Raw genomic sequence first — 25,696 nt, forward strand, 5'->3', positions numbered from 1 at the left:
TGGAGGATTTCATGCGTCGTGTCGTGGACGACGAGGAGCAGGTCGATCAACTGGTCTCGGCCGCCAGGGCGTACTGGGGGGACAGCGCCGGCGACACGGGTTGCGTGGTGGCCGAGGCGTTCGACGAGGACGTCCGGGCGGTGGTGCGCACCGTCATGGTGGCCAAGGCCGTGTGCGGGCTGCTGTCGGCCCGGCTGGTCGTGCTCACCGACCCGCGGTGGCGGCCGCTGGCCGAGGCGTTCGGGGCCGCCGCCGATCTCGGGCCGCCCGACGCGCTGGTCACCAGCCGGATCGATCCCGGCGTGCGCACCGACATCCCGGTCGTGCACGTGCACGGCACCGGGTCGCTGCAGGCGTACGCGCTCTTCCCGGCTCAGACCCCCGTCTCCTTCGGCGAGGAGCTGCCCGGCCGGATCGCGGAGTTCTTCGAGCGCCAGATCTGGCCCAACAGGGAGGCGATCCGGCCGAGCGCCGAGCGTACGGCCTGGCGGGCCAAGGAGGGCTACCAGGTCCGCACCGACACCGAACGCCGCCAGCTCCGCCTCTACGGCTGCTCCAGGCTGCGCCTGGACCCCGGCCGGCCCACGATCACGGTGTTCGGCCACATGCCGGGCCGCGACACCGAGCTGTTCCAGGAGACCGAGCGGTACGCGGCCACCGAGGAGTCGGCCAACTGGCTGTTCCTCGACCGCCTGCGCTCCGGCCTGCTGTCGCCGAACATCCTGTGGAGCATGACCGACGTCGCCGTCACGTTCGGCGGCAGCGATCTGCCCGCCTATGGCGTCCCCGTCATCCAGGCCGGCTGGTCGGAGGGCGCCGCCTGCGGGGCCACCCATCTGGCGCGCACGCCGCAGGAGCTGCGTGACCGGCTCGGCGAGGCCGTCGCCGTGCACGGCAAGGCGGAGACGATCCTCGGCCCGGAGCAGCGCGAGCGTGCCCGCCTGTGGTTGTGGCTGCGGCGCTGCGGCGCCGACGTGCCGACCCAGGTCCTGCCGCGCTGGGAGCTCGGCCCCGACTATCCGCGGGCCCTGGCGGTCGCCCTGCGGCACGCTGAGCCCGACGGCGACCCGCTCTTCGAGGCGGTGCGCCGCATGTGGGAGCGGCGCGACCCCGTACTCACCCGATTCGACTTCCAGGACCTGGCCAAGACCCCACTGACCCCCGCGAGGAGCGCCCGATGACCGGAACAGGACCCATCACAGAGCTCGACCCGGTGATCCTGCCCGCGATCCCGCCCGTGCACGTGACCAGCGGGCGGTTCCCCGCGCTGCAGGTGATCGACCGGCTGCACCGGGGCAGCCAGATCGTGGGCAGGTTCGAGACGTCCGGGCTGGTCGGCTTCAAGGTGTCCGCGCAGGGACGGCCGCTGCGGGTGCAGATGTCGCTGTCCATGGACGAGCGGTCGGTCAGCGGCTGGCACACCGGCAGGACGGGCCCCGACTTCACGACGCCCCGCTGCGTCCAGATCCGTTCCCAGGGCCGCCTGCGCCAGTGCGTGCTGCTGCGCGGCCGCAACCCGCACGCCCGCGTGGCCTTCGACCTGACCCCCGAGGAAATCCCGGACGACGGGCTGATCTGCGTCGAGGCCCTGGACATCATGGAGGGCGACGGCGTCTGCGACGAGGTGCGCACGTTCCTGTCCGGCCGGGTCCAGGACGACGGGGCGGCCGGGCTGCGGCTGAACAAGATCGTGTTCGAGGAGCCGCCCGAGGTCGACTACGACCCCGACACGCTCGACGGCTCCCGCTGCGAGCTGTCCTCGCTGATCAGCGGCGGCGGCCTGGCCAACGTCAACCGGCAGGGCGTGCGCGTCCTGCGGTCGGGCATGTTCGTGGTCAACCCGGTGCTGCGCGACACGTTCGGGGCCAGCGGGCGGATCACGCTGCGGCTGGGCACGAAGGCGGAGGCGGCCAGCATGATCCCGGCGACCTGGCGGCGGGTCAACAGCGAGCTGCGCTGGCTGCGGCACGCCACCAGGAAGCTCCTCGGCACGGCGGCCCCGACGGTGGAGCGCGTCTACAGCCTCAGGGACGGCGTGGCCGGGCCCTTCGGGCAGACCGTCCACGGGAACGTCACCGAGCTCGTCCTGCCGAGCCCGACGGTCTCGCCGTTCCTCGTGGTGATCGAGCGGGTGCCGGGCGTGCTGCCGACGCTGGAGTCCGGCACCTCGGACTAGCGGGGCCCGGCTCCCTCGGCCGCGCGACCTGCGAGAGCCCGCCGTTTCGACGGGAAACTGGTGATCACCTGTGATAACGCCGTTCTGAGGGCAGTTGTCATGGGTGGGCGGGAACGGTTTGAGCATCGAGACGATCCGGCATCAGCAGTGCACCGTCATGCGCGCCACGGGCGAGCTCGACCACGCGGGACGGGTCAGGTTCAGCGCCCACGTCAACACGGTGTGGGACTGGTCGCCCGGACCCGTCCTCGTCTTCGACCTGGCCGACCTGGTCTTCTACGACTCCTCCGCCATCGGCGTGCTGGCCACGGCGATCCAGCGGATGGAGGCGGAGCCGGGCGGCCGGATCATCGTGGTCAGACCGTCCGACCACCTGCTGTCGGCGCTGCGGCTGACGGACCTGCTCTCCCACGTCGAGCTGCGCGGCAGCGTCGAGGAGACCGTGGCGGAGCTGACGGTGGGCGCCGTCCCGCCGCCCGTCCCCCCGACATGGTCCGGGGGGACGTCGGGCGTCGCCTACAACCCGTAGGTCTCCAGCAGCCGCAGCCAGATCTCGCTCACGGTCGGGAACGACGGCACGGCGTGCCACAGCCGGTCGAGCGGCACCTCGCCGGTGACCGCGATCGTGGCGGCGTGCAGCAGCTCGCCGACGCCCGGACCGGCGAAGGTGACGCCGAGCAGCACCTTCCTGTCCTCGTCCACCACGGCCTTGGCGTGCCCCCGGTAGCCGTCGCCCAGCAGGTACGCGCCCGAGACGGAGCCGAGGTCGTACTCCACCGCGCGCACCCGGAAGCCGGCCTCCCTGGCCTCGGCCTCCGTACGGCCGACCGCGCAGACCTGCGGGTCGGTGAAGACCACCTGCGGCGCGCCGAAGCCGTCGGCCAGGTCGCGCATGGCGGGCAGGTCGTCGCCGTGCGCCCGCGCCGCGATCACGTCGCCGCAGATCCTGGCCTGGTACTTCCCCATGTGGGTGAGCAGCGTGCGGCCGTTGACGTCGCCGACGGCGTAGAGCCAGCCGCCCGGCACGCCGGTGGCCCGCATGCTGTCGTCGACCTCGACGGGCGCGTCGTCGGGCAGGCCGACCGTGTCCAGCCCGATCCCACGGGTGGCGACCTTGCGGCCGGTGGCCACCAGCAGCTCGTCGGCCTCCAGCGGCGGACCCTCCGACAGGTGCACGGTCACCTTGCCGCCCGGCTCGGGCCGCTCGACCCTGACCACGTCGGTGTGCAGGCGCACGTCGATGCCCGCCTCGGCGAACGACCGGGCCACCAGCTCGCCCGCGAACGGCTCGATCCTGGCCAGCAGCCCGCCGCCGCGCACCAGCACGGTCGTCTGCCGCGCGCCGAGCCCGTGCATGGCCTGCGCCATCTCGCAGGCGACCACGCCGCCGCCGATCACCACCAGGCGTTCGGGCACCTTCGTCGCGGCGGTGACCTCGTGGCTGGTCCACGGCTTCGCCTCGGCCATGCCGGGCACCGGCGGGACCGCCGCCGTGCTGCCGGTGGCGAGCACGACCGCCTGCCGGGCCGTGAGCACCCGCTCGCCGCCGTCGGGGGTCGTGACGACCACCCGCCGCTCGCCGTCGAGCCGCCCCCTGCCGCGGACGAACTCCGCCGGCACGCCCTCGACCCAGCTCACCTGGCCTGAGTCGTCGTAGCGCGAGACCGCCTCGTCGCGCCGGGCGAGCACCGCGGCCACGTCGATCGGCCCGAGGGAGAGCCCCGGCACCCGGGACACCTCGCCGGCCAGGTCGACCGGGCGCAGCAGCGCCTTGCTCGGGATGCACGCCCAGTAGGAGCACTCGCCGCCGGCCAGCCGCTCCTCGACGATCGCGGCGCTCAGCCCGCCGCGCACCGCCCGCGCGACGACGTTCTCGCCCGCCGGACCGGCCCCGATCACGATGACGTCGAACTCCTCAGCCACGCTGCCTCCCCACACTCGTCTTCGATTCGCACTCTTTCATGCCCTGCTCGCGCCGCCCGAGGTGGCCACGGGCGTGAACCCTTTCGGCCCGCGACGGAGAGACCGGGTAGATGCCCGCGCCGTCCGGGGGAGCCCGCTCGGCACTCCCATGAAGGAGCTCCCCATGCCGGTGCCGTCTCCTGTGTTCGTGCTGCCCGGAAACGCCCTGGGGCGGCATCGGGTGCTGCTGGTCGCGCTGGTGCCCGCCGTCGCGCTGCGGCTGCTCGCGATGGCGGGGTACCGGCCCGCGCTGTGGTTCTGGGCGGACTCGTTCTCCTATCTGGAGGCCGCGGCCGACCCCGTGCCCGGGGCGTTCCGGCCGCTCGGGTACTCGCTCTTCCTGGCCGCGCTCGGGCCCGGCAAGAGCCTGGCGCTGGTGGCCGCCGTGCAGCACGCGTCGGGGCTGGCGCTCGCCGTGGCCGTCTACGCCCTGCTGCGGCGGCGTGGCCTGCCCGGCTGGGGCGCGACGGCCGCCGTCGCGCCGCTGCTGTACGACGAGTTCCTGATCCTGCTGGAACACATGATCATGGCGGACGCGCTGTTCACCGTGCTGGTCACGGCCGGGATCCTGGCCCTGTCGGGCCGGCTCACCCCGGTCACGGCGGCCGCCGGCGGCGTGCTGCTCGGCCTGGCCGCCGTCACCCGCACGATCGGGGTGGCCGTCCTCGTGGTGGCCGCCGCCTGCCTGCTGCTGCGCCGTCCCGGGCCGCGCGCGCTGCTCTGCCTGGTCCTGGCGGGCGCGGCGCCGCTGCTCGGGTACGCCTCCTGGATGTGGGCCACCAGCGGCACCTTCGGCCTGACCAGGGCCGACGGCCTGTTCCTGTGGGCCCGCACGATGACCTTCGCCGACTGCTCGGTCATCAGGCCGGAGCCCGAGCTGGCCCCTCTCTGCCCGAGGACGCCGGTGGCCGGGCGGCCCTCTCCCGCCCACTGGATGTGGGGGCCCACCCTGGCCGCCGTCCCCGGCGACCGGAACGCGCCGGCCGGCCGCTTCGCCCGCGAGGCCGTCCTCGCCCAGCCCGGCGACTACCTGGCCGCCGTCGGGCGCGACCTGCGGTGGCTGCTGCGCTGGGAGCGCACCACGGCCAGGAAGGCGTCGGACAGGAAGACCAATCCGTACTGGTTCCCCTACGAGGAGCGCCCGCTGCGCGCGTCCGTACGGCGGATCGCCGGGGCGTACGAGGGCGGGCCGGCGGACACGCGGATCGTCGAGCCCTACGCGGGCTGGCTGCGGGCCTACCAGCGCTTCGGCTACCTGCCGTACCCGGTGCTCATGGCGCTGCTCGGGGGCGCGCTCACGGTGGCGGCCGTAAGGCGGCGGCCGGACGCGCTGCTGCCCGGTGTGGCCGCCGCCGTGCTGGTCGTGGCGCCGTCCTTCCTGAGCGGGTACGACGTGCGGTACGTCGTGCCGGCTCTCCCCCTGGCCTGCCTGGCCGCCGGGCTGGCACCGGGACGTCCGCCGGAGGTCGGGAGACGTTCACCTGCGGGGCCTAGCGTTCGCGCATGACTCCTTACCCCACGTCCGTGGTGTACCGGGCGGCGACCGAGGGTTATCACACCTTCCGCATCCCGGCGGTCGTGGTGACCGGGGCCGGGACGCTCCTCGCCTTCGCCGAGGGGCGGCGCGGGTCCGCCGGTGACTCGGGGCACATCGACCTGGTGCTCAGGCGGTCCTCCGACGGCGGCCTGACGTGGGGCCCGCTCCAGGTGGTCGCCACGGAACCGAACCGCGGCGCGGTCGGCAACCCCGCGCCCGTGGTGCTGGACGACGGCCGGATCCTGCTCGTCACGGTCCGGCAGGGCCCGGCGGCGACGGAGGCGAAGATCAGGCGCGGCCAGGTGCCGGCGGCCGCGGCGCGGCGGGTGTTCGTCCAGGTCAGCGCGGACGACGGGGTCAGCTGGCCGGCCCCTCGCGAGATCACCGCCCAGGTCAGGCGCCCCGAGTGGCGCTGGTACGCCACCGGCCCCGGGCACGCCGTCCGGCTCCGGAGCGGGCGCGTCGTGGTGCCGGGCAATCACTCCCTGCCCCCGTCCGGCTCGGACGACGGCACCGAGGGACGGTACGACGGCGGCCACGCGCTGCTCAGCGACGACGGCGGCCGTACCTGGCGCATCGGCTACGTGGACGACAACCCCGACGGCTACGTCAACGTCAACGAGACCACCGCGACCGAGCTGCCCGACGGCCGCCTCTACCTCAACGCCAGGACGGACTCCGCCGCGCCGGGCACCCGCGCCGACGCCTGCTCCTCCGACGGCGGGCAGCGGCTCGACCTGCCCTTCCGCCCGCAGGCCGGGCTGGCGGGGCCGGTGGTGGAGGGCAGCGTGCTGTGGTGCGAGCCGCCCGGCGTGCTGCTGTTCTCCGGCCCGGCCGCGCCCGACGCGCGGGCTCTGATGACGGTACGGGCCAGCACCGACGCCGGGGTCACCTGGCATCCCGTGCACACCGTGTCGGGCCTGCCCGCCGCCTACTCCGACCTGGTCAGGGTGGACGACGACACGGTGGGGCTGCTGTTCGAGACCGGCGACTTCGGGCCGTACGAGACCATCGCCTTCCGGCGCATCCCGGTCGCCGGGCTCGACCCCCGCCGGGCGTAGCCGCCCGTTCCTTTCCCGCGGCTCTGTGCTGACACAGGGCTGTGCTGACTACGCTGAGACGACCACTGTGCGACCGCGTGTGCGGAGTGTTCCGTATTACGCGCTAGCATTCCGATCAGCGGAACAGGCGAGGGAGAGTTCAGTGGCTGAGACCCAGTCCCCTGTGGGGAGCGTCGATCGTGCCCTGCTGATCCTGCAGGAGATCGGGAGGCACAGCAGGGGAGTGACGCTCGACGAGCTGGCCACCAGGCTGCGGCTGCCGAAGAGCTCGCTCCACCGTCTGCTCGGCGCGCTGAAGCACCGGGGCTTCGCGGCCCAGCCGGAGCCTAGCGGGCCGTACTTCCTCGGCACCGAGATGCTGGCCACGGCCTTCCGGTTCTACGAGACGATGGATCTGCGCACGCTCGTCCGGCCGCTGCTGCTGCGGCTGAGCGAGGAGTTCTCCGAGACCGTGCACATGGCCATGCTCGACGGCGGCGAGGTCGTCTACCTGGACAAGGTCGAGGCGGTCCGGTCGATCACCATGACCTCGGTGGTCGGCGGGCGCAACGCGGCCCACTGCACGGGCGTCGGCAAGGCGCTGCTGGCCTGGACGTACCCCACGGACGAGGCGGTCAGGGCGTGGGCCGAGCGCTACGGGCCGCTGTCGGCCAGGACCAGGAACACGATCACGAACCCCGCCAAGCTGGCCACCCACCTCGACCAGGTCAGGCAGCGGGGGTACGCGCTCGACCTGGAGGAGAACGAGCCGGGGGTGCGGTGCGTGGCGGCGCCGGTCTTCCTGGGCAAGACCGCGCCGGTGGCGGCGGTGAGCGTGACCGCGATCAAGGACCGCATGTCCGTCGCCCGCCTCGAAGAGGTCGGCCTCGGCCTCCGCCGCGCCATCTCCGCCCAGGTCTGACCGCACCCCGAGCCGCCCGCCTCCGCTCCCGCCCCCGCCGCAGTCCTGCCGCGCCGGGCCCCGGCCCCCGGGCCTCCGCATCGTGCGGTGGCGTCGGCTCCCCCCTCTCCCCAAAGGGACCTCGACCAGCTACGGTCAGATGGAATGCGGAACAGCATTCCGTATCACGGACCAGAAGGATGCATGGGCATGAAGCTGGAGAAGGTCCCCGTCCCCCGGGCCGCCCTCGCGGAGGGCCCGAGGTGGGACGCCGCCACGGGCACCCTGCTGTGGGTCGACATCCCCGCCGGCCACGTGCACCGGCTCGACCCGGCCGGCGACGAGCGGGAGACGATCGAGCTGGGCCGGCCGGTCGGCGTCGCCGTGCCGCACGCCTCCGGCGGCCTCATGCTGGCCCTGGGGGACGGCTTCGCCCGCCACGCGGACGGCCGCACCGAACTGGTCGCCCGGCCGCCCGAGCCCGCGGGCAACCGGATGAACGACGGCGCCTGCGACCGCGCGGGCCGCTTCTTCGCCGGCACCAAGGCCGAGGACGACACCCCCGGCGCGGGCTCGCTCTACCGCCTGAGCCAGGACCGTACGTGCGACAAGGTGCTGGACGGCGTCACGATCTCGAACGGCGTCGGCTGGAGCCCCGACGAGCGCCTGATGTACTACGTGGACACCGCGACCGACCGGATCGACGTCTTCGACTACGACCCGGCGACCGGCACGCTCGACGGCCGCCGGGAGTTCGCCGCCCTGCCGAGCCCCGACGGCCTGACCGTGGACACCGCCGGCCACGTGTGGGTCGCGCTGTGGGGCGGCGCGGCGGTCGTGCGGCTGCGCCCGGACGGGCGTACGGACCTCACCGTGGAGGTCCCCGCGGCCAACGTGACGAGCTGCGCCTTCGGCGGCCCCGACCTCGACGTGCTCTACGTGACCACCGCCTGGGACGGCGCCGCCGGCGGGGAGCTGTGGCGCTGCCGCACCCCCCACACCGGCCTGCCCGCCAACCCCTACCGCGGCCTCACCCCTTGACCGCCCCGGTCAGCGCCTGCACGAACCGGCGCTGGCCGAACAGGAACACGGCCAGCACCGGCAGGGTGGTCAGCACCGTGCCCGCCATGATCGCGGGCCAGTCGGCCCGGTGCTGGCCCTGGAACGTGGTCAGCCCCGCCTGCACGGTGTAGTTCGCCTCGGAGTTGATCACCACCAGCGGCCAGAAGAGGTCGTTCCAGGCCGTGATGAACGTGATCACGGCGAGCGCCGCCAGCGCCGGCTTGGCGACCGGCAGCACCACCCGGAAGAACAGCGCGACCCGCGAGCACCCGTCGATCCGCGCCGCCTCCTCCAGCTCCCTCGGGAAGGACTGGAAGAACGACGTCATCAGGTAGATCCCGACCGACGAGCTGAGCTGCGGGATGACCAGCGCCCCGAGCGTGTCCACCAGCCCGGCCTGGCTGAACATCAGGAACGTCGGGATCACGGTGAGCTGGAACGGGATCAGCGCGGTCGCGATGATCAGGACCAGCGTCAGCCGGGAGCCGATGAAACGGATCCGGGCGAAGGCGTACCCGGCCATGCTGCAGAGCACGACCTGCGCCGCCACGATGGCGCTCGACACCAGCACGCTGTTGAGGAACCAGCGGGGGAAGTCGGAGCGCTCCATGACCGTGCGGTAGCCGCCGAGGTCGACGCCCTCCGGCAGGATCGGCGGCGGGAACCTGTTCAGCTCGGCCTGCGTCATGACCGAGCTGAGCACCAGCCACACGAACGGCAGCAGCGTCACCACCGACATCGGCGCGAGCACCAGGTGCCACTTGCTGGGCAGGCGTCGCCTCATCGCACGGCCCCTCTCCGCCGCGCGACCACCAGGCCCGCGACGATCAGCAGCAGCGTCCCGGCGAACAGCGTGTACGCCATGGCCGCGCCGTACCCGGCGGCCGAGTAGCGGAAGGCGAGCTGCCAGACGTAGTAGACGATGGTCACGGTCGCGCTGGCCGGGCCGCCCTGGGTGGTGGTCATGACCAGGTCGAAGAACTGCAGCGCGTCGATCACACCCCAGACCGCGAGGAAGACCGTGATCGGCCGTACGGACGGGACGACGATGTGCCGGAACGTGGCCCACCGCCCCGCGCCGTCGATGGAGGCGGCCTCCAGCACCGACTTGTCGATCTCCTGGATGGCTGCCAGGTAGATCACCACGGCGAAGCCGAACCGGGTCCAGAAGAAGATCAGCGTGAGCACGTACATGGCCTGCGACGGGCTGCTCAGGAAGCCCTGGAGCGGCAGGCCGAGCCGGCCGAGCACGCCGTTCATCAGGCCGAAGTCGCGGTCGAAGATGTAGCCCATGAGCAGGCCGGCGGAGGTGGCCGAGGCCACGTACGGGACCAGGAAGGCGGTCCGGTAGAAGCCGATCCCGCGCACCTTCCTGTTCAGCAGCACCGCCACCACCAGGCCGAAGACCAGCGAGGCGGGGATGTAGAGCACCAGCAGCAGCCCGGTGTTGCGCACCGCCTGGAAGAACACCGGGTCCTGGAACAGCGCCCGGTAGTTGTCCAGGCCGACGTTCTCGGGCGTCTTCATCAGGTCGGAGTCGGTGAACGACAACGCCAGCGCCCACGCCATCGGCACCAGCGCGAACCCGAGGATGATCAGCGTGGCGGGGCCCGCGAACGACCAGCCCGCGACGTGGTCGCCGAGCCCGCGGGTCCTCCTGGCGTGCCGGGCGGCGGGCGCGCCGACGGCGGCGCTGCTCATGAGCCCGGCACCGCCAGCACCGCGTCGGACTTGGCCGCGGCCTCGTCCAGGGCGGTCTTGGCGTCGGCCTTGCCCAGCAGCGCCTGCGCGATGGCCTCGGCGACGAAGGACGACACGCGGGGGTACTTGGTGGTGGGCGGCCTGACCCGCTTGGCGTTGGCCAGGTTCTCGGAGATCACCTCGATGCCCGGATATCTCTTCAGATAGTCCTGGTAGCCGGGCAGCTTGGTGATCGACGCCCTGATGGGCAGCGAGCCCGTGTCGGTCATCCACACGAGCTGCTGCTCCGCCGCCGTCAGCCAGCTCAGGAACGTGGTCGCCGCCTTGACGCGGCGCTCGTCGTGCTCGAACACCACCCAGTTGTCCGGGCCGGAGACGGTCTCGTGGTTGCCGTTCGTGCCGGGCAGCCGCGCGACGCCGTAGTCCACCTTGGCCGCCTGGAGGTCGGGCAGCACCCAGGGGCCGGACAGGAACATGGCCAGCCGCCCGGACTCGAACAGCTTCTGGCCCTTCTCGGCAGGGCTGGAGTCGAGATAGACCGACTTGTCGTCCACGGCCATGCTCCGGACCAGGCCGAGCGCCTGCTGCCCGGCCGCGGAGTTGAACGCCGACTTCTTGTGGTCGGGGGTGAGGATGTCGCCGCCCGCCTGCCACAGCAGCGGCCAGAGCCCCCAGACGGCCTCCTCGCCGCCGCTGATCGCCCAGGTCGTGCCGAAGACGCCCTTCTGCGGGTCGGTGGTCCTCCTGGCGATGTCGCGGAAGTCGTCCCAGGTCCAGTCGGGGCCGGGGGCCTTGACGCCCGCCTTGGCCAGCAGCTTCTTGTTGTAGAGGACCACCATGTTGTCCACCACGGCGGGGAAGCCGATGACCTTGCCCTGGACGGTGACCGCCTCGCGCTCGTTGGCCCAGAAGTCGTCCCAGCCGACGGCCGGGTCCTTGACCCGGGAGGTGAGGTCGGCGGTCTTGGGGTTCCTGGCCACGTTGGGGGCCCAGGAGCCGTACAGGTAGGCGATGTCGGGGTAGGCGTCCGAGGTGAGCGCGGCAGTGATCTTGGGTAGCATGCCGTCTGCGGTCGCGCCGCCGGACTCGGTGCCGACCTTGATGTCGGGGTGACTCTGGTTGAACCGGGCGACCAGCTTCTCGATCGACTTCGCCGAGGTGTCCTCCTGGCCGTGCCAGATGGTGATCTCGACCGGGCCGTCCGCCCGTACCTGTCCGCCGCCGCCGCCGCAGCTCGCCGCGGCCAGAGCCAGGGCGACGACGGCCGGCGTCGTACGGGGCCTCATCGGGCGGTCTCACGGATGTGGTGAATGAGTCGTGCCATGGGGTTCCCTCCACAGAGCACGGCGGGCGTGGCGGCCCGCTGCGTGCGGCGAGTATAGTCACGCATCCACAATGCAGACTAGAGTTCCACTAGGCGGAATGAGGGCGCGAACGTGCGAACCATGACTCTCTTGGCCCGGCTGACCGCGGTCGCCGCACTGAGCTGCGCGCCGCTCGCGGCGCTCGCCGCACCGGCCGCAGCGCAGACGGCGCAGACGGCGGGAGCGGCCGGGGCGACGCAGGCGGGGCCATGGAAGCCGCCGCTGCAGAGCCGCTGGCAGTACCAGCTCCAGGGCAACGCCAAGTACGCCGCCACCGGGGGCGTCAACGTCGACATCTGCGTGGTCCCCCAGTCGGGCGGCGCCTGCGTCCGGCCGGCGGTGTTCGACATCGACCTCTACGCCGACGGCGACGTGGTGGGCAACAACACCACGCTCAACACCGCGGCGGTGAAGGCCGTCCACGCCCGCGGCGCGAAGGCCGTCTGCTACGTCGACGCCGGCTCGATCGAGGAGTACCGGCCCGACTACCAGCAGTTCGTCGCCTGGCACAAGAGCCACGGCAACTCCCTGCTCGGCAAGCCGTTCAGCGCCGAGTTCCCCAACGAGCGCTGGGCCAACATCAACAACGACCAGGGCCAGCGGGACTTCCTGCTGAAGATGATGGAGGCCCGGGTCGACAAGTGCGCCCAGGCCGGCTTCGACGGGGTCGAGTTCGACGTCGTCAACGCCCACGAGGAGGGCAAGTCGGTCACCGGCTGGACCGTCAGCCCCGCCACCCAGCTCACCTACAACAGGGCGCTGGCCGACCTGGCCCACCGCAAGGGCCTGTCCGCGGCGCTGAAGAACGACCTCAGCCAGGCGGCCGAGCTGGTGTCCAGCTTCGACTACGCCGTCAACGAGGAGTGCTTCCAGTACGACGAGTGCGCCAAGTTGAGCGTCTTCGTCAAGGCGGGCAAGCCGGTGTTCCAGGTCGAGTACGAGACGGCGCCGTCGTCCTTCTGCCCTAAGGCGGCCAAGCTCGGCATCAACGCGATCAAGAAGGCCGTGGACTACTCGCTGAAGGACACGCCGTACAAGCCGTGCAAGTGACAGGGGTTCCGCCCGTCACGGGTTAGGGCCCCGGCGGGGGTCTCACGGTCGTCCGGCCGTGACACCCCCATCTGATGTCGTCACAGAATGTGCTCTGGTTCCGTGTGACGGAATGTCAGTGCAGGATACGGAATGGATGCCCTGACGGGCAGGTCACCACAGGTCTGCGCGTCGCGGCACGCGGCGCGGTGCGGTGAGGAAGGACGGCGTCATGCGCGGACTGGCCGGCAAGAGGGTGCTGATCAGCGGGGGCAGCAGCGGCATCGGAGCCGCCACCGCCCGCAGGTTCCTGGAGGAGGGCTCGCGGGTGGTGCTCACCGGGCTGGCCGGCGACGAGGTCGAGCGCACCGTCACCGAGCTCGCGCCGCTCGGCGAGGTGGGCGGGCTGAGCGGCGACGTCAGCTCGCACGACGACGTCGCACGGCTGGCCGCGGGCGCGATCGAGGCCATGGGCGGCGTGGACGTGCTGGTCAACAACGCCGGAACGGCCTGGCGGGAGCCGTTCCTGGAGATCACCCCCGACCATTGGGACCGGATCATCTCGGTGAACCTGCGCGGCATGTTCCTGATGGCCCAGACCGTCGCCCGCCACCTGGTGGAACAGGGGACGGGCGGCGTGATACTCAACATGTCCTCGACCAACGGCCTCGGCGGCGAGGCCGACTACGCCCACTACAACGCCTCCAAGGGCGGCGTGCTGCTGCTGACCAAGACCATGGCCGTCGAGCTCGGCAGGCACGGCATCCGGGTCAACGCCCTGTGCCCCGGCTACATCCGCACCCCGCTGAACGCCTCGATCTCGTCGGGGCTCGCCGACGACTTCGTCTCCGCCTACGAACGCGACCACATCCCGCTGGGCCGGGCCGGGCTCGCCGAGGAGGTCGCCGCCGCCTACGCCTTCCTCGCCTCGGACGACGCCGCGTTCGTGCACGGCACCGAGCTGGTGATCGACGGCGGTCAGCTAGCGATCATGTGAGTCGCCGGGGCGCGGCACCTTCATGGCGATGATCAGGCCGTGCCCGGAGTCGTCGCCGGGACGCAGGCGGGACAGCTCGACGGTGAGCTGCGTCGGCCGTCCGCGGCCGTTGACCGCGTCGAGCGCGACCGTCCTGGCTCCGGCCCGGGCCGTGCCCCCGGCCGGCGTGTCGCGCACGAGCGGGACGATCCGCTCCACCGGCAACCCCGTGCCCAGCGACGCCAGCGGACGGCCCACCGCCTCCCCGGCCCGCACCCCCCACAACTCCTCAGCCTCCGCCCCCCAGATGAGCACCCGCATGTCGGCGTCGAGCACCACCGCCGCGTCGCCCAGCCCGTGGACCAGCGAGGCGGTGATCCGGGCGACCTCGTCGAGCTCGGCCATGCGGGCGACCAGCGCGTCGTTGGCGCGGCGCAGCTCGGCGGCGCGGGCGGTGAGCGCGTCGTGGGCGTGGCGCAGTTCGGCGTTGGCCGAGCGCAGCTCCTCGTTCGCGCGCAGCAGCTCGGCGTTGGCCGAACGCAGCCGGCCGACGATCGCGGACCAGCGATCGGGCGGCGGCAGGTTCTCCTGGCGGTCGGGGGTGATGGGCGTCTCGTCCCGTTGCGGCCGGAGCCGGCGGGTGCCGTGGTGCTCGGAGCGGGGGCCGCGGGCCCGGCGGAAGCAGGCCAGGTGGCGGCTGACCGGCCTGGGCGGGCCGGTCTGCTCGTAGATCTCGACGCCGGTCCCGGCCAGGGCGTCGGGCATCGTGCTGAACAGGGGGATCGCGGTGCCGCCGTGCTCGGTCATGAGCGCGATGAGTCGGCACAGCGCGGGCTGGGCCTCGGCGACGGCCAGGTGGCCGCCCTTCTCCTGCATGGCCCGGTGGGTGATCGCGAGCTGTTCGAGGCCGTTGAGGTCGCAGAACCAGAGGTCGCCCGCCGCGACGATCACGTGCTTCACCCGCGAGCGCGGCAGGGGGTCGAGGAAGGCGGCCAGGATGGGGCTGGTCGTCGAGTCGAGCTCGCCCGCCAGGGCGACCACCAGGGTGGTGTCGCCCACGGGCACGAGCCGTACGGAGAGCTGCATCATCGGATTCGCTCCTTCCCTGAACTCTGCGTGATCGGAGATCGACGCGCAGCAGGGTCCGGCTGCATGCCCCATCCTCCTCCTCCTGCGGGAAAAGAGCCAGGCGCTCACCGAGCGTGAGCGAGGCCCCAGGAGGCTCCCTGGGTGAGCGGGTTGGGCAGCGTCGTCCAGCTATCGCCGGGCGGGGCGCCCGCGAGCCGGGCGAGCAGGTGGGCCTTCACCCGGATCCGCTCGCCGAACAGGGCCTCGCGGTCGGCGCGCACGTCGGGGGTGTCGGGGAGCGCGTCGAAGGCCCGCCGCGCGGCCCGCGCCACGACGGCCCACAGACGTGACTCGGCGGTACGGTCGCCCTCTCCCAGCTGGGAGACGAGACTGCCGAACGTGGTGCCGACGAGCGAGCCGAACAGCTTGGCGTGCAGGACGCCGGGATCGTCGCTGAGCAGCCGCGGGCTGACCGGCGGCGTCCCGAAGCCGTTGCGGGCCAGCCGGGCCGGGCTGATGCGCACGTCGGCCAGGTCGCGGTAGACCAGCTCGACCGGGCGGCCCCGCCGGTCCAGCACGACCAGCAGGTTCTGGCCGTGGGCCTCCAGCGCGACGCCGAGGGCCAGCAGGCCGAGCGCCGCCGCCGTCGCCACGCCGGCGAAGGCCGCCAGCCACTCGCCGGCCTCCTCGCCGCGCGGCGCGTCCCACTGGCCCGGGGCGGTGAGGGCGGCGACGGGCAGCACGGTGTGGCCGGGCACGCGGGGCGTCGGATCGCGCAGCATGACCGACAGGTCGGCGGTGTGCTCGCCGCGCACGGCCCCCGCGGCGCCCGACAGGTAGCGGGCGATGCGCGGACGGCCGCCGAGCCGCGCCGACAGGGCGGTGAGCAGGTCCGACAGGGGGACGCAGTCGCGTACCGAGCCGGGGGAGATGTCCCTGACGCCGGAGGTCATCCGGGCGGTGAACGCCGTCTTGAGGTGCGGGCCGCCGTCCAGGGGCGCGAGGGTGCGTACGGACATCAGCGGATGGCACGGCAACGCCCCGATCGCGTACGGGCGCACCCCCAGCCCGGCCAGCACGTGCCGGGTCTGCCAGGGGTGGACGGGCAGCAGCAGCCGGTCGCCGTCCATGAGCGAGCCCGGCCACGGCCCGGTGACCAGGCATTCGGCGGCGGGCACCGCGACCAGGTCGAGCGCGACGACGGGCCGGTGCTCCGGCATGTACGCCAGTTGCTCGGCCACCGACACCCCCGGCCGGTTGCGGCAGCCCGGATGGTAGGGATGGCCGTCGACCACGCTCTGCTCGTACCGTTCCGGTCCCGGCTCGCGCGGCGGGGAGGCCGCGCCCGCCCGGGACAACGCCAGGGAGGCGACGCTGTTGTCCAGGTCGGCGACCAGCCCGTCCGCGCCGGGCAGGCCGAGCGCCGCCAGCAGCTCGGCCGGGTCGCGGTAGGGGACGCCGTCCAGCCGCAGCACCGGCTCGTCGGCCAGGTCGTAGGGCAGCCGGGCCCGGCCGGTCAGCTCGCGCCCGTCCGAGAGCCGTACGCACAGGCCGTCATCCGCGGCGACCGGCGCGGCGAGGCCCGGCAGGGGCTCGCAGAGCAGGCCCCGCCACAGCCGTCCCATGACGGCGGCCCGCGCCCCCGGCAGGGCCGCGGCGTAGCCGGGCGTGAGGTCCGGGCGCACGGCGGCCAGCTCCCGCGCGAACCGCGCCGCAGAATGCCGCATGAACCCCCCCGGTCACCAGGAACATGCCCAGGTGAGAACCCTGTGGACACTGATCGGTACAAAAGGGTAGGACAGGTCGCCATGGCATATATCGACGGCCTCCTCCCACCGGCCGGTCCGGCACCCGAGGCGCACGACCACCAGGCCGCGGACGAGGCCACGGCCCTCGCGGTGACGGCCCTGCTCAACTGCCTGCTCCGCGAGGTGGCCCAACCCGCCGAGGACGGCGGGTGGCTGCTGCCCGCGACCGGGCACACCCTGAACGTCCGCCCCGGACGGTACCCCGGCGCCCCCGCCCTGCGCACCCCCGACGGCCCGCGCCCGCTCTCCCTGGCCGCCCTGGTGGCGCTCACCGAGGACGAGCTGCGGACGCGCACCGGCCACGCCAACCCGTCCCTGGCCAAGGAGATCATGGAGAGCAGGGACGTCATGGCCGCGCTGCTGTCGGCCCAGCGCGCCACCACCCCGCCCGCCGACCTGTACCTGCGCTCGGAGCAGGCGCTCGTCGCCGGTCACCGCTACCACCCGGCCCCCAAGGCGCGCGGCGGATCAGGCCCGGACGCCTGGCTGCGCTACTCGCCGGAGGCGCGCGCGAGCTTCGTGCTGCCGCTGCTCGGGGTGCCCGCCGAGGCGCTGGTCGAGCAGGGCGACGCGAGCGCGCTCGACCGGCTCGGCCCGCCCGCCCCCGACGGCCTGACGCTGCTGCCCGCCCACCCCTGGCAGGTGGAGCTCCTGGGCGGCCTCAAGGAGCTGCGCCACCTCGGCGTCACGCCCGAGCGGGCGGTGGCGACGGCCTCGATCCGCACGGTGTACCTGCCGGAGGCGGACCTGTTCTGCAAGTTCAGCCTGGACGTGCGGATCACCAACGACATCCGCCGCCTGTGGCTGCACGACCTGCGCTGGCTGGGCCTGATCGACGACCTGCTGGGCGTGGCGTTCGACGACCTGCCCGCGCACCGGCCGCGGCCCGCCGTCCTCGGTGACCGCGGTTACCGCAGCCTGGAGCTGGGCGGGGACGGCGGCGAGGCGCTGGCGGTGATCGTCCGCGACGGGCTGGGCGGGCGCCTGCGACCGGGGCTGACGGCGCTGCTGGCCGCCGGGGTCAGCGAGGGCTTCCCCGGCAACCCGCTGGACGGCCTCGACGCCGGCCAGGCGCTCGTTTGGTGGCGGCGTTACCTCGACCACGTCGTGCCGCCGGTCCTGCACGCCTACTTCCGCCACGGCGTGGTGCTCGAATGCCACCTGCAGAACGTGCTCGTCGGCGTGGACGACCGGGGCCTGCCCGGCCAGGCGATCTTCCGCGACCACGAAGGGGTGAAGCTGACCGCGGACCGCCACAGCCTGCCCGGCGCCCGCACGCCCGTCGTGAGCCCCGCCTACGGCTGGGAACGGCTGCTGTACTGCCTGGTCGTCAACAACCTCTGCGAGATCGCCGGAGCCGTCGCCGAGCGGCACCCCGAGCTGCGGGACGAGCTGTGGGCCGAGGCCGGATCGGTGTTCGCCGGCTGCGCCGAGGACCACGGCGGTCCGGAGGAGCTGCGCGAGCTGCTCGCCGGCGCGTACGTGCCCGCCAAGGCCAACCTGCTGCTGCGCTGGCTGGAGGCGGACGGCGCCGACATGCGCTGCGTGCCGACGCCCAGCCCTTTGCGACTCTTTACGCCATAAGCTATCCTCGCCGAGGGCAACAGTTTACGGTGTATCGAATTCAGGGAGGCCGCCGGTGACCACGGCGACGCTGCACGACGGAAGCACCATCGAGACAGAGGTCCACGGCTCCGGCCCGGTCCTGCTCCTGGCCGTCAACCCCCAGCCGATCGAGGGCGAGGCGGCCGAGGAGATGCGGAAATGGGGGGCCGACCCCGCGCTCGGCCGCTCGCTCATCGACGGCCTCTCCGACGGCTTCCGCGTCGTGGCCTTCGACTACGAGGGCCACGTCCTGGCCCGTCCCAAGCCGGACACGCTCACCCCCGGCAACGTGGCGGCCGACCTGCTCGCGGTGGCCGACGCGGTGGGGGCCGACCGGTTCGCCTACTACGGCTACTCCTGGCTGGCCCTCAGCGGCCTCCAGCTCGCCCTGCGCACCGACCGGCTCTCGGCGCTGGTCATGGGCGGCTTCCCGCCGCTCGGCGGGCCCTACGCCGAGATGCTGAAGGTCACCGAGGCCACGTACCGGATGGCCGTCGAGCCGAAGACCGCCACGCCGCCGGCCACGGGAACGGGCGAGCCGGGCGACTGGTCGTCGACCGAGGTGACCCTGAGCGAGGGCCAGGCCAGGCAGTTCGCCACCCTGTACCGGGCGCTGCGCGGGTTCGACGACAGCCAGGTGCGCCTGTCCTGCCCCCGCCTGTGCTTCGTCGGCTCGGCCGACGAGATCGTCTACGACGAGCGGTGGGGCGGCGCCCACGTCAGCATCGCCGGCCCGGTGGTCCGCGAGCGGGCCGCCATCGAGGCGCTGGGCTGGGACGTCGAGGTGCTCGACGGGCTCGACCACGCCGGGGCCATGCAGGCGGCGAACGTGCTGCCCATCCTGCGGCCCTGGCTGGAGAAGGCGCTGTTTCCCCCGGCCTGAGCTGGGCAGTTGCCCCGGCGGGTCGGGGAACGGGGGGACCATGGCGAAGCGGAACGGCCGCGACGGCGTTCAGCCGGTCGACGAGCCCATCGGGCAGCTTGAACTCGTGCACGCCTTCGAATCCGGCCCGATGCCGACCGGCGTCACGGTCTCCCGTGCCGGCCGGATATTCGTGAACTTCCCCAAATGGGGTGACGACGTTCCGGCGACCGTGGTCGAGCTGCGCGACGGCGACGTCGTCCCCTACCCCGACCAGGAGTGGAACACCGAGGCCGACGAGCCGTCGAAGTGGCTGGTCTCGGTGCAGAGCGTGGTCGTCGATCCCATGGACCGGCTGTGGATCCTGGACACCGGCAGCCCGATGTTCCGGCCCACCAGGAAGGGCGGGCCGAAGCTCGTCTGCGTGGATCTGGAGACCGACACCGTGGTCAAGGTCATCATGTTCGACCGCGGTGTCGCCCTGGAGACGTCCTACCTCAACGACGTGCGGTTCGACCTGCGCAAAGGGGTCGCCTACCTGACCGACTCCGCCGACAAGGGGCCCAACGGGATCATCGTCGTCGACCTGGCCAGCGGGCAGGCGTGGCGCCGGCTGCACGACCACCCGAGCACCAAGGCGCAGCGGCCGCCGGACTTCGTGCCCGTCGTGGAGGGCCGGCCGTTCCTGGAGCGGCCGCAGGACGGCCCGCCGTCGCCCGTCCTGATGGGGTCGGACGGCATCGCGCTCCCGGCCGGCGGCGAGCGGCTCTGGTACTGCCCCCTGCTCTCCCGCCGCTGGTACAGCGTGTCCACGGACGCCCTGGTCGACCGCACGCTGGACGACGCGGAAGTGGCGGCGACGGTCAGGGACGAGGGCGACAAGGGCGGCTCGGCCGACGGCCTGGAGGCCGACGACGCCGGGCGCATCTACCTGACCGACTGGGAGCACAACGCGGTGCTGCGCCGGATGCCCGACGGCACGATCGACACCCTGGTCCACGACGCCCGCCTGCTCTGGCCGGACACGCTGTCCGTGGCCGACGGCCACCTGTACGTGACCGCCAACCAGCTGCACCGGCAGGCCAGGTTCCAGGAGGGGCGGGACCGGCGGCGGTACCCGTACGCGCTGTTCCGGGTGCCGATCGACGCCGGGCCGGTCCGGCTGGTCTAGCGGCGCGGGCGGGCGGGGACTGGGTCATGGTTTGCCGCCTTCCCCTACGCGGTATGCCCGCTACGTAGAGGTACTGATCGGATACCGAACGACGTCATCGCTGAACCTCTGCAATGGCCACTTGGGGGGCTTAAGGCCGATGAATGCCGCTAAATACGACTGGTTTCCTGACGGCGTGACCGTCCTGGGGGCGTCATGTCGCTGAACGCACGCATCGGCAGGATCGAGAGCCTGCTCGAACGGGCCGAGCCGCCCGCCGTCGAGCTGGCCCAGGCCCTGCTCGACCTCTACGGCGAGGGCCTGACGCGGATCATGGCCGCGGCCGACGACGACCTGGCCGCCCGGCTGGCCGCCGACGACGTGGTCGCGCACCTGCTGCTGCTGCACGACCTCCACCCGATCGACGTGCGGACCCGGGTCGAGGACGCGCTGCGCGGCACCGGCGCCGAGGTGGTCGCCGTCGAGGGCGACCTCGTACGCCTGCGGCTCCCCGACGACGGGAGCTCGGCGGACGCGGTGCGCCGGGCGGTGCGCGACGCGGCCCCCGAGGTCGAGCAGGTCGAGATCGTCGGGTCGGCGTCCGGCGTGGGGGCCGGCAGATGGACCACGTGAGACGCATCGCCCGCGCCGTCCTCTACGGGGGCTACCTGCTGTGGCCCAGCCGCCACTCGGCCTCGCCCGGCCGGCGGCGCTGGACGTTCGGCGGCGTGCACCCCGAGTCCTACGGCCGGGCGCACGAGGGCAACCCGTGGCTGACCCAGACCCAGTGCCTGCTGGAGGCCGGCGGCGACGACGTCGTGGACGTGCACGTGCGCTTCCTGCACCTGGTCACCTGCGAGGTGGCCGTGCGGCGCGCGGGCGAGCTGGTCTGCGTGCCCGAGCTGACCGTCGGCGGCGCCCGGCACCTGCCCAGGGAGGAGGCCAAGGAGCGCGAGGTGGCCGAGACCGGGCTGCGCCTGGCCGACCTGCTGGCCCGCCCGGTCGGCATGGAGATCCACGTGCCGCCGGGCCAGCGGGCCGAATGGCTCGACGGCGAGGGCGTGCTGCTGCGCGGCTGGGAGGCGCTGAGCGGCCGGGCCGAGGTGTTCGCCGAGCGGCTGCGCGAGGGCCTGTTCCGGCTCACCGTCCGGGTGGCGAACACCAGCCCGTGGCAGGGCGACTCGCGCGCGGAGGCCATGAAGCACACCCTGATCTCCGCGCACACGGTCGTGAGCTCGCCGGGCGGCCGGTTCGTCTCGCTGACGGAGCCGCCCGAAGGGCTGCGCGCGCTCGCCGCGGGCTGCCACAACATCGGCACCTGGCCGGTGCTGGTGGGCGAGGAGGGCGACCGGCACACGATGTTGTCGGCCCCGGTCATCCTCTACGACCATCCCAAGGTCGCGCCGGAGAGCGGCACGTTCGACGACACGGAGATCGACCAGCTCCTCGACCACTGCGCCGCGCTCACCCCGGAAGAGCTCATGCGGCTGCACGGCACCATGCGGGAGACGTGACATGGACACTCGGTACCCGACGGAACGGCAGGCCCCGGCCGAGGCGATCGTCGACGGCGTGCGGCTGGCCCCGGGCAGCCGGGTGCGCCTGCGCCCGAAGAGCCGCGCCGACATCCTCGACCTCGCGCTCAACGGCCGCCTCGCGGTGATCGAGAGCGTCGAGCGGGACGACGACGGCGGCTTCCACGTCGGCGTCACCCTCGCCGGCGACCCGCTGCGCGACCTGGGCGAGTCCAGGCTGCCGTGCCACCGGTTCTTCTACTCGGCCGAGGAGCTCGAACCGGTCGGAGGGGGCTGCCGCCCGCGCGTCCTGGTGGCCGGGATCGGCAACGTCTTCCTCGGCGACGACGGCTTCGGCGTCGAGGTCGTGCGCCGCCTGGCCGACGACGACCTGCCCGCCGACGTGCTCGACTTCGGCAGCCGCGGCCTCGACCTGGCCTACGCGCTCCAGCGCGACTACGAGGCCGCGATCCTGGTGGACGCCGCGCCGCGCGGCGAGCCGCCGGGCACGCTCACCCTGCTCGAACCGGACATGCCCGGCCTGGACGTACCCGGCGGCATCGCGGCCGAGAGCCACGGCCTCGACCCGGTCAAGGTGCTGCGCATGGCCCGCGAGCTCGGCCGGGTGCCCGCGCGGGTGCTGGTGCTGTGCTGCGAGCCGGCCCGGCTGGTCACCGACGACGTGCTGGTGGAGCTGAGCGAGCCGGTGCGCGGGGCGGTCGAGGAGGCGGTGCGGATGGTGCGCTCGCTGGTCATGGACGTACTGGCGGAACGGGCCTGACCTCGTCGGGCGGAACGGGCCTGGCCCCGTCGGGGGCGCCGGGCACCGAGCGCATGCGACCGATGATGGCGGTCGTCGAGCGGTCGGGCAGGTAGTCCAGCACCAGCACCTCGCCGCCGAGCGACCGCACCAGCGGCGCCTCCGGCAACATCTCCGGGGTGTAGTCGCCGCCCTTGACGTAGATCTCCGGCCTGATGAGCCTGAGCAGGCGTTCCGGGGTGTCCTCGTCGAACTCGGTCACGTAGTCCACGTCGTTCAGCGCGGCCAGCACCGACATGCGGTCCTCGCACGGGTTGAGCGGGCGCCCCGGGCCCTTGAGCCGGGTGACGCTGGCGTCGCTGTTGACCGCGACCACGAGCACGTCCCCGAGCTGCCCGGCCTGCTCCAGGTAGCTGACGTGGCCCCGGTGCAGCACGTCGAAGCAGCCGTTGGTGAACACGATCCGCTCGCCCCTGCGCCGGTGCTCGTCCAGGAGCTGGGCCAGGCGCTCGGCCGCCTGCACGGTGCCCTCCTGGCGGCGCAGGGCGCGCAGCAGCTCGTAGCGGGTGCAGATGGACGTGCCGGAACGGCGTACGACCACGCCGGCCGCGGCCTGGCCCGCCTCGGCGGCCTCCTCCGGCGTCGCGCCGGCGGCCAGCCAGAGCGAGAAGGCGGCGGTGTAGGTGTCGCCCGCGCCGGTCGCCATGTGCTGCGGCGCGGGCCGGGCGTAGGTCCGGTACGGCGGGCAGCCGGCCCGGTGCAGCAGCGTGCCCTCGCCGTCCAGGGTGGTCACCACGATCCGGGCCCCGGTGGCGGCCAGGATCTGCGCGGAACGCGCCATCAGGTACGCCGGCCGGTCGGCCGCGGCGTCCACCGTCTCGCCGAGCAGGCCCACCACCTCGGCGTAGTTGGGCAGCACCGCCGCCGGCGCGCACTCGACCCAGGGCGCGACCGCGTGCGCGTCCACCACGAGCAGCGGCAGCCCGGCCAGCGCCCGGCGCACCGCCGGGGTGAACACGCCGCCGCCGTAGTCGCAGGCCACGACGACGTCCGCGCCGGCCACGGCCGCGGAGACGCGGGCCAGCAGCTCGCGTTCGGCCTCGGGCGGGATGACGTCGAGGTCCTCCTCGTCGTAGCGGGCGGTGAGCTGGCCGCTGGTGACCAGCCGCCGCTTGTGCGCGGTACGCCGCCCCGGCACCGCCTGCAGGTCCGTCTCCACGCCGAGCAGGCGCAACGCCTGGACGAGCTGGTCGCCGCAGGCGTCGTCGCCCACGACGCCGACGAGCCGGACGCGGGCCCCGAGCGCCGCCAGGTTGGCCGCGGTGTTGCCGGCCCCGCCCGGCGCGTCCTCGACCGCCTCCAGGCTCATCACGGGCACCGGCGCCTCCTGGGCCAGCCGCTTGGCCGAGCCGTGCAGCCACGAGTCGAGCATGACGTCGCCGACGACGACCGCGCTGACCGTCTCTTCCCTCAGGGTGCCCATAGAAGGCGAGTACCTGTAGAAGCCCAGCTCAAACGCATATCGGCTCAAATAGGTTCATCCGAAACCGAAGTTATGGACCATCCCTGCCGGGTAGCCCGGCCGCTATGTACGGCCCTTCGGACACCGGGCCGCCGCCCAGGCGGGGCTGCCGCCCGGAGCTGCCGGTCACTGTCGCGGACAGGAGCGCGGAATGCTACGACTACATGCCGGGGACCCCATGACGGCCCGGCCGGGCCTGGTCGAGGGCGTGCGGAGCATCGCCGTCCTGCGGGCCAACGCGATCGGCGACTACCTGGTCGCGCTGCCGGCCATCGAGGCGATCAAGGCGGCCTACCCCGACGCCCGGCTCACCCTGCTCGGCACGCCGTGGCACGCCGAGTTCCTGTCCGGGCGCCCCGGGCCGGTGGACGACGTGGTGGCGCTGCCGCCGATCACGGGGGTCTCGACGTCGGAGACCGGCTACCCGGTGCCCGGCGGGGCCCGCGCCGAGCTGCGGGAACGGGCGTTCGACCTGGCGGTGCAGATCCACGGCGGCGGGCGCTTCTCCAACCCGTTCATGCGGTCGCTCGGGGCGCGGGTGACCGCCGGGCTGCGTTCCCCGGACGCCGAGGAGCTGGACCGGTGGGTGCCCTACACGTACTTCCAGCACGAGACGCTGCGTTTCCTCCAGGTCGCCGAGCTGGTCGGCGGGGTCGCCGAGCGGCTCGAACCGCTGGTGGCCGTCACCGCCCGCGACCGGGCGGAGCTGGCCGAGTCGTTCGGCGAGCCGCCGGCCGGGCTGGTCGCGCTGCATCCGGGGGCGACGGACCCGCGGCGGCGCTGGCCCCCCGAACGTTTCGCCGAGGTGGCCGACCGGCTGGGCCGGCCCGTCGCGGTCACCGGGAGCTGGGCCGAGAAGGACCTGGTGGAGGCGACGGTCGCGGCCATGCGCGGGCGCACGCAGCCGGTGATCCCCGTCGTCGGCACGCTCACCCTCGGCGGCCTGGCCGCCCTGTACGAGCGCTGCGCCCTGGTGGTCGCCAACGACACCGGCCCGCGCCACCTCGCCGCGGCCGTCGGCACGCCCACGGTGGCCGTCTACTCGTGCGTCAACGTCATCAACGCCGGGCCGCTCAGCAGGACCGCGCACCGGCCGCTGATCTCCTGGACCACCCGCTGCCCGACGTGCGGCGCGAGCGGCGTGGACGTGGAGGCGGAACGCTGCGAGCACGACGGGACGTGGGTCGCCGACGTCTCGGTGGACGACGTGACGGAACAGGCCGAAGACCTACTGAAGGGATACCGGGATGACTGACCAGGCCGTGCTGGACGAACTGCAGGAAGCTCTGGACGAGGCGTTCCGCGGACGGGACCGGGTGGCGATGCGCGAGGTGTACGCACGGGTCTCCGCGCACGTGCACATCCCCGCCGACATGCTGGCCCATCTCAACGAGCTGCCCGAGGGCAGCTACTCCAGGGAGGAGATGGCCGAGGCGATCAACGACGTCATCAGGCGGCGCGGCGAGCAGGACAGCCTGGGCCTGCTGAGCATCCCGCGGCAGCGACCGGTGGAGGAGACCGCCGCCGCCGAGCGGGCCGTCGCCGACGACACGCCGCTGGAATCCCTCAACCCGCCCGGCAACCCGCCGGACGACGGCCAGGCCCCGGAGTTCCGTGAACCGTAGAGGCTCATCAAACTAGACCGTTCGTTCTCGAATG

Annotated in this window: 24 protein-coding genes; 17 read left to right on the forward strand and 7 right to left on the reverse strand. The window is 73.2% G+C overall.

Annotation, left to right across the window (positions count from 1 at the left end; genetic code table 11):
- Positions 1–11: 11 nt before the first annotated feature.
- The 3 genes from AB0J76_RS05930 (at position 12) to AB0J76_RS05940 (ending at position 2,705) form a co-directional block, all read left to right on the forward strand.
- Positions 12–1,181, forward strand: coding sequence for a hypothetical protein (locus AB0J76_RS05930; RefSeq protein WP_352325284.1), 1,170 nt, complete (start codon positions 12–14; stop codon positions 1,179–1,181).
- The gene (locus AB0J76_RS05935) at positions 1,178–2,176 is read left to right on the forward strand and encodes a hypothetical protein (protein ID WP_352325283.1); all 999 of its coding nucleotides are present in this window, start codon (positions 1,178–1,180) and stop codon (positions 2,174–2,176) included. The genes AB0J76_RS05930 and AB0J76_RS05935 overlap by 4 nt, the downstream gene beginning before the upstream one ends.
- 118 nt (positions 2,177–2,294) lie before the next feature.
- A complete protein-coding gene (locus AB0J76_RS05940) occupies positions 2,295–2,705 on the forward strand; it encodes an STAS domain-containing protein (RefSeq protein WP_352325281.1) in 411 nt (136 codons plus the stop codon).
- On the opposite strand, the gene AB0J76_RS05945 is transcribed toward AB0J76_RS05940, so the two are convergent.
- Entirely contained in the window at positions 2,693–4,099 is a 1,407-nt protein-coding gene (locus AB0J76_RS05945) for an NAD(P)/FAD-dependent oxidoreductase (protein ID WP_352325280.1), read from the reverse strand. The genes AB0J76_RS05940 and AB0J76_RS05945 overlap by 13 nt on opposite strands.
- Before the next feature lie 169 nt (positions 4,100–4,268).
- Here AB0J76_RS05945 and AB0J76_RS05950 point away from each other — a divergent pair, with 169 nt between their 5' ends.
- The 4 genes from AB0J76_RS05950 (at position 4,269) to AB0J76_RS05965 (ending at position 8,657) form a co-directional block, all read left to right on the forward strand.
- Positions 4,269–5,645, forward strand: coding sequence for a hypothetical protein (locus tag AB0J76_RS05950; RefSeq protein WP_364388894.1), 1,377 nt, complete (start codon positions 4,269–4,271; stop codon positions 5,643–5,645).
- Positions 5,642–6,736, forward strand: a complete 1,095-nt coding sequence (locus AB0J76_RS05955; protein WP_352325278.1) for a sialidase family protein — start codon at positions 5,642–5,644, stop codon at positions 6,734–6,736. The genes AB0J76_RS05950 and AB0J76_RS05955 overlap by 4 nt, the downstream gene beginning before the upstream one ends.
- Before the next feature lie 142 nt (positions 6,737–6,878).
- Positions 6,879–7,637, forward strand: a complete 759-nt coding sequence (locus tag AB0J76_RS05960) for an IclR family transcriptional regulator (RefSeq protein WP_352325277.1) — start codon at positions 6,879–6,881, stop codon at positions 7,635–7,637.
- 189 nt (positions 7,638–7,826) lie between these two features.
- A complete protein-coding gene (locus AB0J76_RS05965; protein WP_352325275.1) occupies positions 7,827–8,657 on the forward strand; it encodes an SMP-30/gluconolactonase/LRE family protein in 831 nt (276 codons plus the stop codon).
- Here the strand turns inward: AB0J76_RS05965 and AB0J76_RS05970 are convergent.
- Genes AB0J76_RS05970 through AB0J76_RS05980 form a run of 3 tightly spaced genes read right to left on the reverse strand, consistent with a single transcriptional unit; the run spans position 8,647 to position 11,665 of the window.
- Positions 8,647–9,462, reverse strand: a complete 816-nt coding sequence (locus AB0J76_RS05970; RefSeq protein ID WP_352325274.1) for a carbohydrate ABC transporter permease — start codon at positions 9,460–9,462, stop codon at positions 8,647–8,649. The two genes, AB0J76_RS05965 and AB0J76_RS05970, sit on opposite strands and share 11 nt — an antisense overlap.
- On the reverse strand, positions 9,459–10,379 hold the full coding sequence (locus AB0J76_RS05975; RefSeq protein ID WP_352325273.1) for a sugar ABC transporter permease: 921 nt from the start codon (positions 10,377–10,379) through the stop codon (positions 9,459–9,461). Before AB0J76_RS05975 ends, AB0J76_RS05970 begins: the two co-directional genes overlap by 4 nt.
- Positions 10,376–11,665, reverse strand: coding sequence for an ABC transporter substrate-binding protein (locus tag AB0J76_RS05980; RefSeq protein ID WP_352325272.1), 1,290 nt, complete (start codon positions 11,663–11,665; stop codon positions 10,376–10,378). Before AB0J76_RS05980 ends, AB0J76_RS05975 begins: the two co-directional genes overlap by 4 nt.
- Positions 11,666–11,824: 159 nt before the next feature.
- On the opposite strand from AB0J76_RS05980, the gene AB0J76_RS05985 reads away from it, so the two are divergent.
- Positions 11,825–12,793: an endo alpha-1,4 polygalactosaminidase gene (locus AB0J76_RS05985; protein ID WP_364388900.1), complete on the forward strand. Its 969-nt coding sequence runs from the start codon at positions 11,825–11,827 to the stop codon at positions 12,791–12,793.
- A 211-nt stretch (positions 12,794–13,004) separates the two neighbouring features.
- The gene (locus AB0J76_RS05990) at positions 13,005–13,769 is read left to right on the forward strand and encodes an SDR family oxidoreductase (protein WP_352320720.1); all 765 of its coding nucleotides are present in this window, start codon (positions 13,005–13,007) and stop codon (positions 13,767–13,769) included.
- Here AB0J76_RS05990 and AB0J76_RS05995 read toward each other — a convergent pair.
- Together AB0J76_RS05995 and AB0J76_RS06000 are read right to left on the reverse strand one after the other, a co-directional pair.
- Positions 13,755–14,837 (reverse strand): STAS domain-containing protein, encoded by a 1,083-nt coding sequence (locus AB0J76_RS05995; RefSeq protein ID WP_352320718.1) that lies wholly within the window; start codon positions 14,835–14,837, stop codon positions 13,755–13,757. The two genes, AB0J76_RS05990 and AB0J76_RS05995, sit on opposite strands and share 15 nt — an antisense overlap.
- A 104-nt stretch (positions 14,838–14,941) precedes the next feature.
- Positions 14,942–16,543 (reverse strand): IucA/IucC family protein, encoded by a 1,602-nt coding sequence (locus tag AB0J76_RS06000; protein ID WP_352320716.1) that lies wholly within the window; start codon positions 16,541–16,543, stop codon positions 14,942–14,944.
- Positions 16,544–16,624: 81 nt separating this feature from the next.
- On the opposite strand from AB0J76_RS06000, the gene AB0J76_RS06005 reads away from it, so the two are divergent.
- From AB0J76_RS06005 to AB0J76_RS06030, 6 genes are all read left to right on the forward strand, one after another.
- Positions 16,625–18,208, forward strand: a complete 1,584-nt coding sequence (locus AB0J76_RS06005) for an IucA/IucC family C-terminal-domain containing protein (RefSeq protein WP_352320714.1) — start codon at positions 16,625–16,627, stop codon at positions 18,206–18,208.
- Positions 18,209–18,263: 55 nt separating this feature from the next.
- Entirely contained in the window at positions 18,264–19,112 is an 849-nt protein-coding gene (locus tag AB0J76_RS06010; protein ID WP_352320713.1) for an alpha/beta fold hydrolase, read from the forward strand.
- Positions 19,113–19,152: 40 nt separating this feature from the next.
- The gene (locus AB0J76_RS06015; RefSeq protein ID WP_352320712.1) at positions 19,153–20,262 is read left to right on the forward strand and encodes an L-dopachrome tautomerase-related protein; all 1,110 of its coding nucleotides are present in this window, start codon (positions 19,153–19,155) and stop codon (positions 20,260–20,262) included.
- A 195-nt stretch (positions 20,263–20,457) separates the two neighbouring features.
- The gene (locus AB0J76_RS06020; protein ID WP_352320710.1) at positions 20,458–20,874 is read left to right on the forward strand and encodes a hypothetical protein; all 417 of its coding nucleotides are present in this window, start codon (positions 20,458–20,460) and stop codon (positions 20,872–20,874) included.
- Positions 20,871–21,755 (forward strand): hypothetical protein, encoded by an 885-nt coding sequence (locus tag AB0J76_RS06025; RefSeq protein ID WP_364388907.1) that lies wholly within the window; start codon positions 20,871–20,873, stop codon positions 21,753–21,755. Before AB0J76_RS06020 ends, AB0J76_RS06025 begins: the two co-directional genes overlap by 4 nt.
- A 1-nt stretch (position 21,756) precedes the next feature.
- Positions 21,757–22,536 carry a hydrogenase maturation protease gene (locus AB0J76_RS06030; protein ID WP_352320706.1) on the forward strand — a complete coding sequence of 260 codons (780 nt, stop codon included), beginning with the start codon at positions 21,757–21,759 and terminating at the stop codon, positions 22,534–22,536.
- Here AB0J76_RS06030 and rfaE2 read toward each other — a convergent pair.
- Positions 22,508–23,998, reverse strand: a complete 1,491-nt coding sequence (rfaE2, locus tag AB0J76_RS06035; protein ID WP_352320704.1) for a D-glycero-beta-D-manno-heptose 1-phosphate adenylyltransferase — start codon at positions 23,996–23,998, stop codon at positions 22,508–22,510. The two genes, AB0J76_RS06030 and rfaE2, sit on opposite strands and share 29 nt — an antisense overlap.
- Positions 23,999–24,188: 190 nt before the next feature.
- Between rfaE2 and AB0J76_RS06040 the strand changes: the two genes are divergently transcribed.
- Both AB0J76_RS06040 and AB0J76_RS06045 read left to right on the forward strand, forming a co-directional pair.
- Complete coding sequence (locus AB0J76_RS06040) at positions 24,189–25,292, forward strand: glycosyltransferase family 9 protein (RefSeq protein ID WP_352320702.1); 1,104 nt, start codon at positions 24,189–24,191, stop codon at positions 25,290–25,292.
- Entirely contained in the window at positions 25,285–25,662 is a 378-nt protein-coding gene (locus AB0J76_RS06045; RefSeq protein ID WP_352320700.1) for a hypothetical protein, read from the forward strand. The genes AB0J76_RS06040 and AB0J76_RS06045 overlap by 8 nt, the downstream gene beginning before the upstream one ends.
- Positions 25,663–25,696 lie beyond the last annotated feature (34 nt).

The sequence above is a fragment of the Nonomuraea sp. NPDC049624 genome, from assembly GCF_040675255.1.
Taxonomy (GTDB): Bacteria; Actinomycetota; Actinomycetes; order Streptosporangiales; family Streptosporangiaceae; genus Nonomuraea.

Bases quoted from the DNA above. Each gene is read 5' to 3' on its own strand.
- AB0J76_RS05995 (WP_352320718.1), bottom strand. From the start codon at position 14,837: ATGATGCAGCTCTCCGTACGGCTCGTGCCCGTGGGCGACACCACCCTG.
- AB0J76_RS05935 (WP_352325283.1), top strand. From the start codon at position 1,178: ATGACCGGAACAGGACCCATCACAGAGCTCGACCCGGTGATCCTGCCC.
- AB0J76_RS06020 (WP_352320710.1), top strand. From the start codon at position 20,458: ATGTCGCTGAACGCACGCATCGGCAGGATCGAGAGCCTGCTCGAACGG.
- AB0J76_RS05980 (WP_352325272.1), bottom strand. From the start codon at position 11,665: ATGAGGCCCCGTACGACGCCGGCCGTCGTCGCCCTGGCTCTGGCCGCG.
- AB0J76_RS05970 (WP_352325274.1), bottom strand. From the start codon at position 9,462: ATGAGGCGACGCCTGCCCAGCAAGTGGCACCTGGTGCTCGCGCCGATG.
- rfaE2 (WP_352320704.1), bottom strand. From the start codon at position 23,998: ATGGGCACCCTGAGGGAAGAGACGGTCAGCGCGGTCGTCGTCGGCGAC.
- AB0J76_RS05985 (WP_364388900.1), top strand. From the start codon at position 11,825: ATGACTCTCTTGGCCCGGCTGACCGCGGTCGCCGCACTGAGCTGCGCG.
- AB0J76_RS05930 (WP_352325284.1), top strand. From the start codon at position 12: ATGCGTCGTGTCGTGGACGACGAGGAGCAGGTCGATCAACTGGTCTCG.
- AB0J76_RS06000 (WP_352320716.1), bottom strand. From the start codon at position 16,543: ATGCGGCATTCTGCGGCGCGGTTCGCGCGGGAGCTGGCCGCCGTGCGC.
- AB0J76_RS05965 (WP_352325275.1), top strand. From the start codon at position 7,827: ATGAAGCTGGAGAAGGTCCCCGTCCCCCGGGCCGCCCTCGCGGAGGGC.
- AB0J76_RS06040 (WP_352320702.1), top strand. From the start codon at position 24,189: ATGCTACGACTACATGCCGGGGACCCCATGACGGCCCGGCCGGGCCTG.
- AB0J76_RS06005 (WP_352320714.1), top strand. From the start codon at position 16,625: ATGGCATATATCGACGGCCTCCTCCCACCGGCCGGTCCGGCACCCGAG.
- AB0J76_RS06030 (WP_352320706.1), top strand. From the start codon at position 21,757: ATGGACACTCGGTACCCGACGGAACGGCAGGCCCCGGCCGAGGCGATC.
- AB0J76_RS05975 (WP_352325273.1), bottom strand. From the start codon at position 10,379: ATGAGCAGCGCCGCCGTCGGCGCGCCCGCCGCCCGGCACGCCAGGAGG.
- AB0J76_RS05955 (WP_352325278.1), top strand. From the start codon at position 5,642: ATGACTCCTTACCCCACGTCCGTGGTGTACCGGGCGGCGACCGAGGGT.
- AB0J76_RS06015 (WP_352320712.1), top strand. From the start codon at position 19,153: ATGGCGAAGCGGAACGGCCGCGACGGCGTTCAGCCGGTCGACGAGCCC.
- AB0J76_RS06045 (WP_352320700.1), top strand. From the start codon at position 25,285: ATGACTGACCAGGCCGTGCTGGACGAACTGCAGGAAGCTCTGGACGAG.
- AB0J76_RS05990 (WP_352320720.1), top strand. From the start codon at position 13,005: ATGCGCGGACTGGCCGGCAAGAGGGTGCTGATCAGCGGGGGCAGCAGC.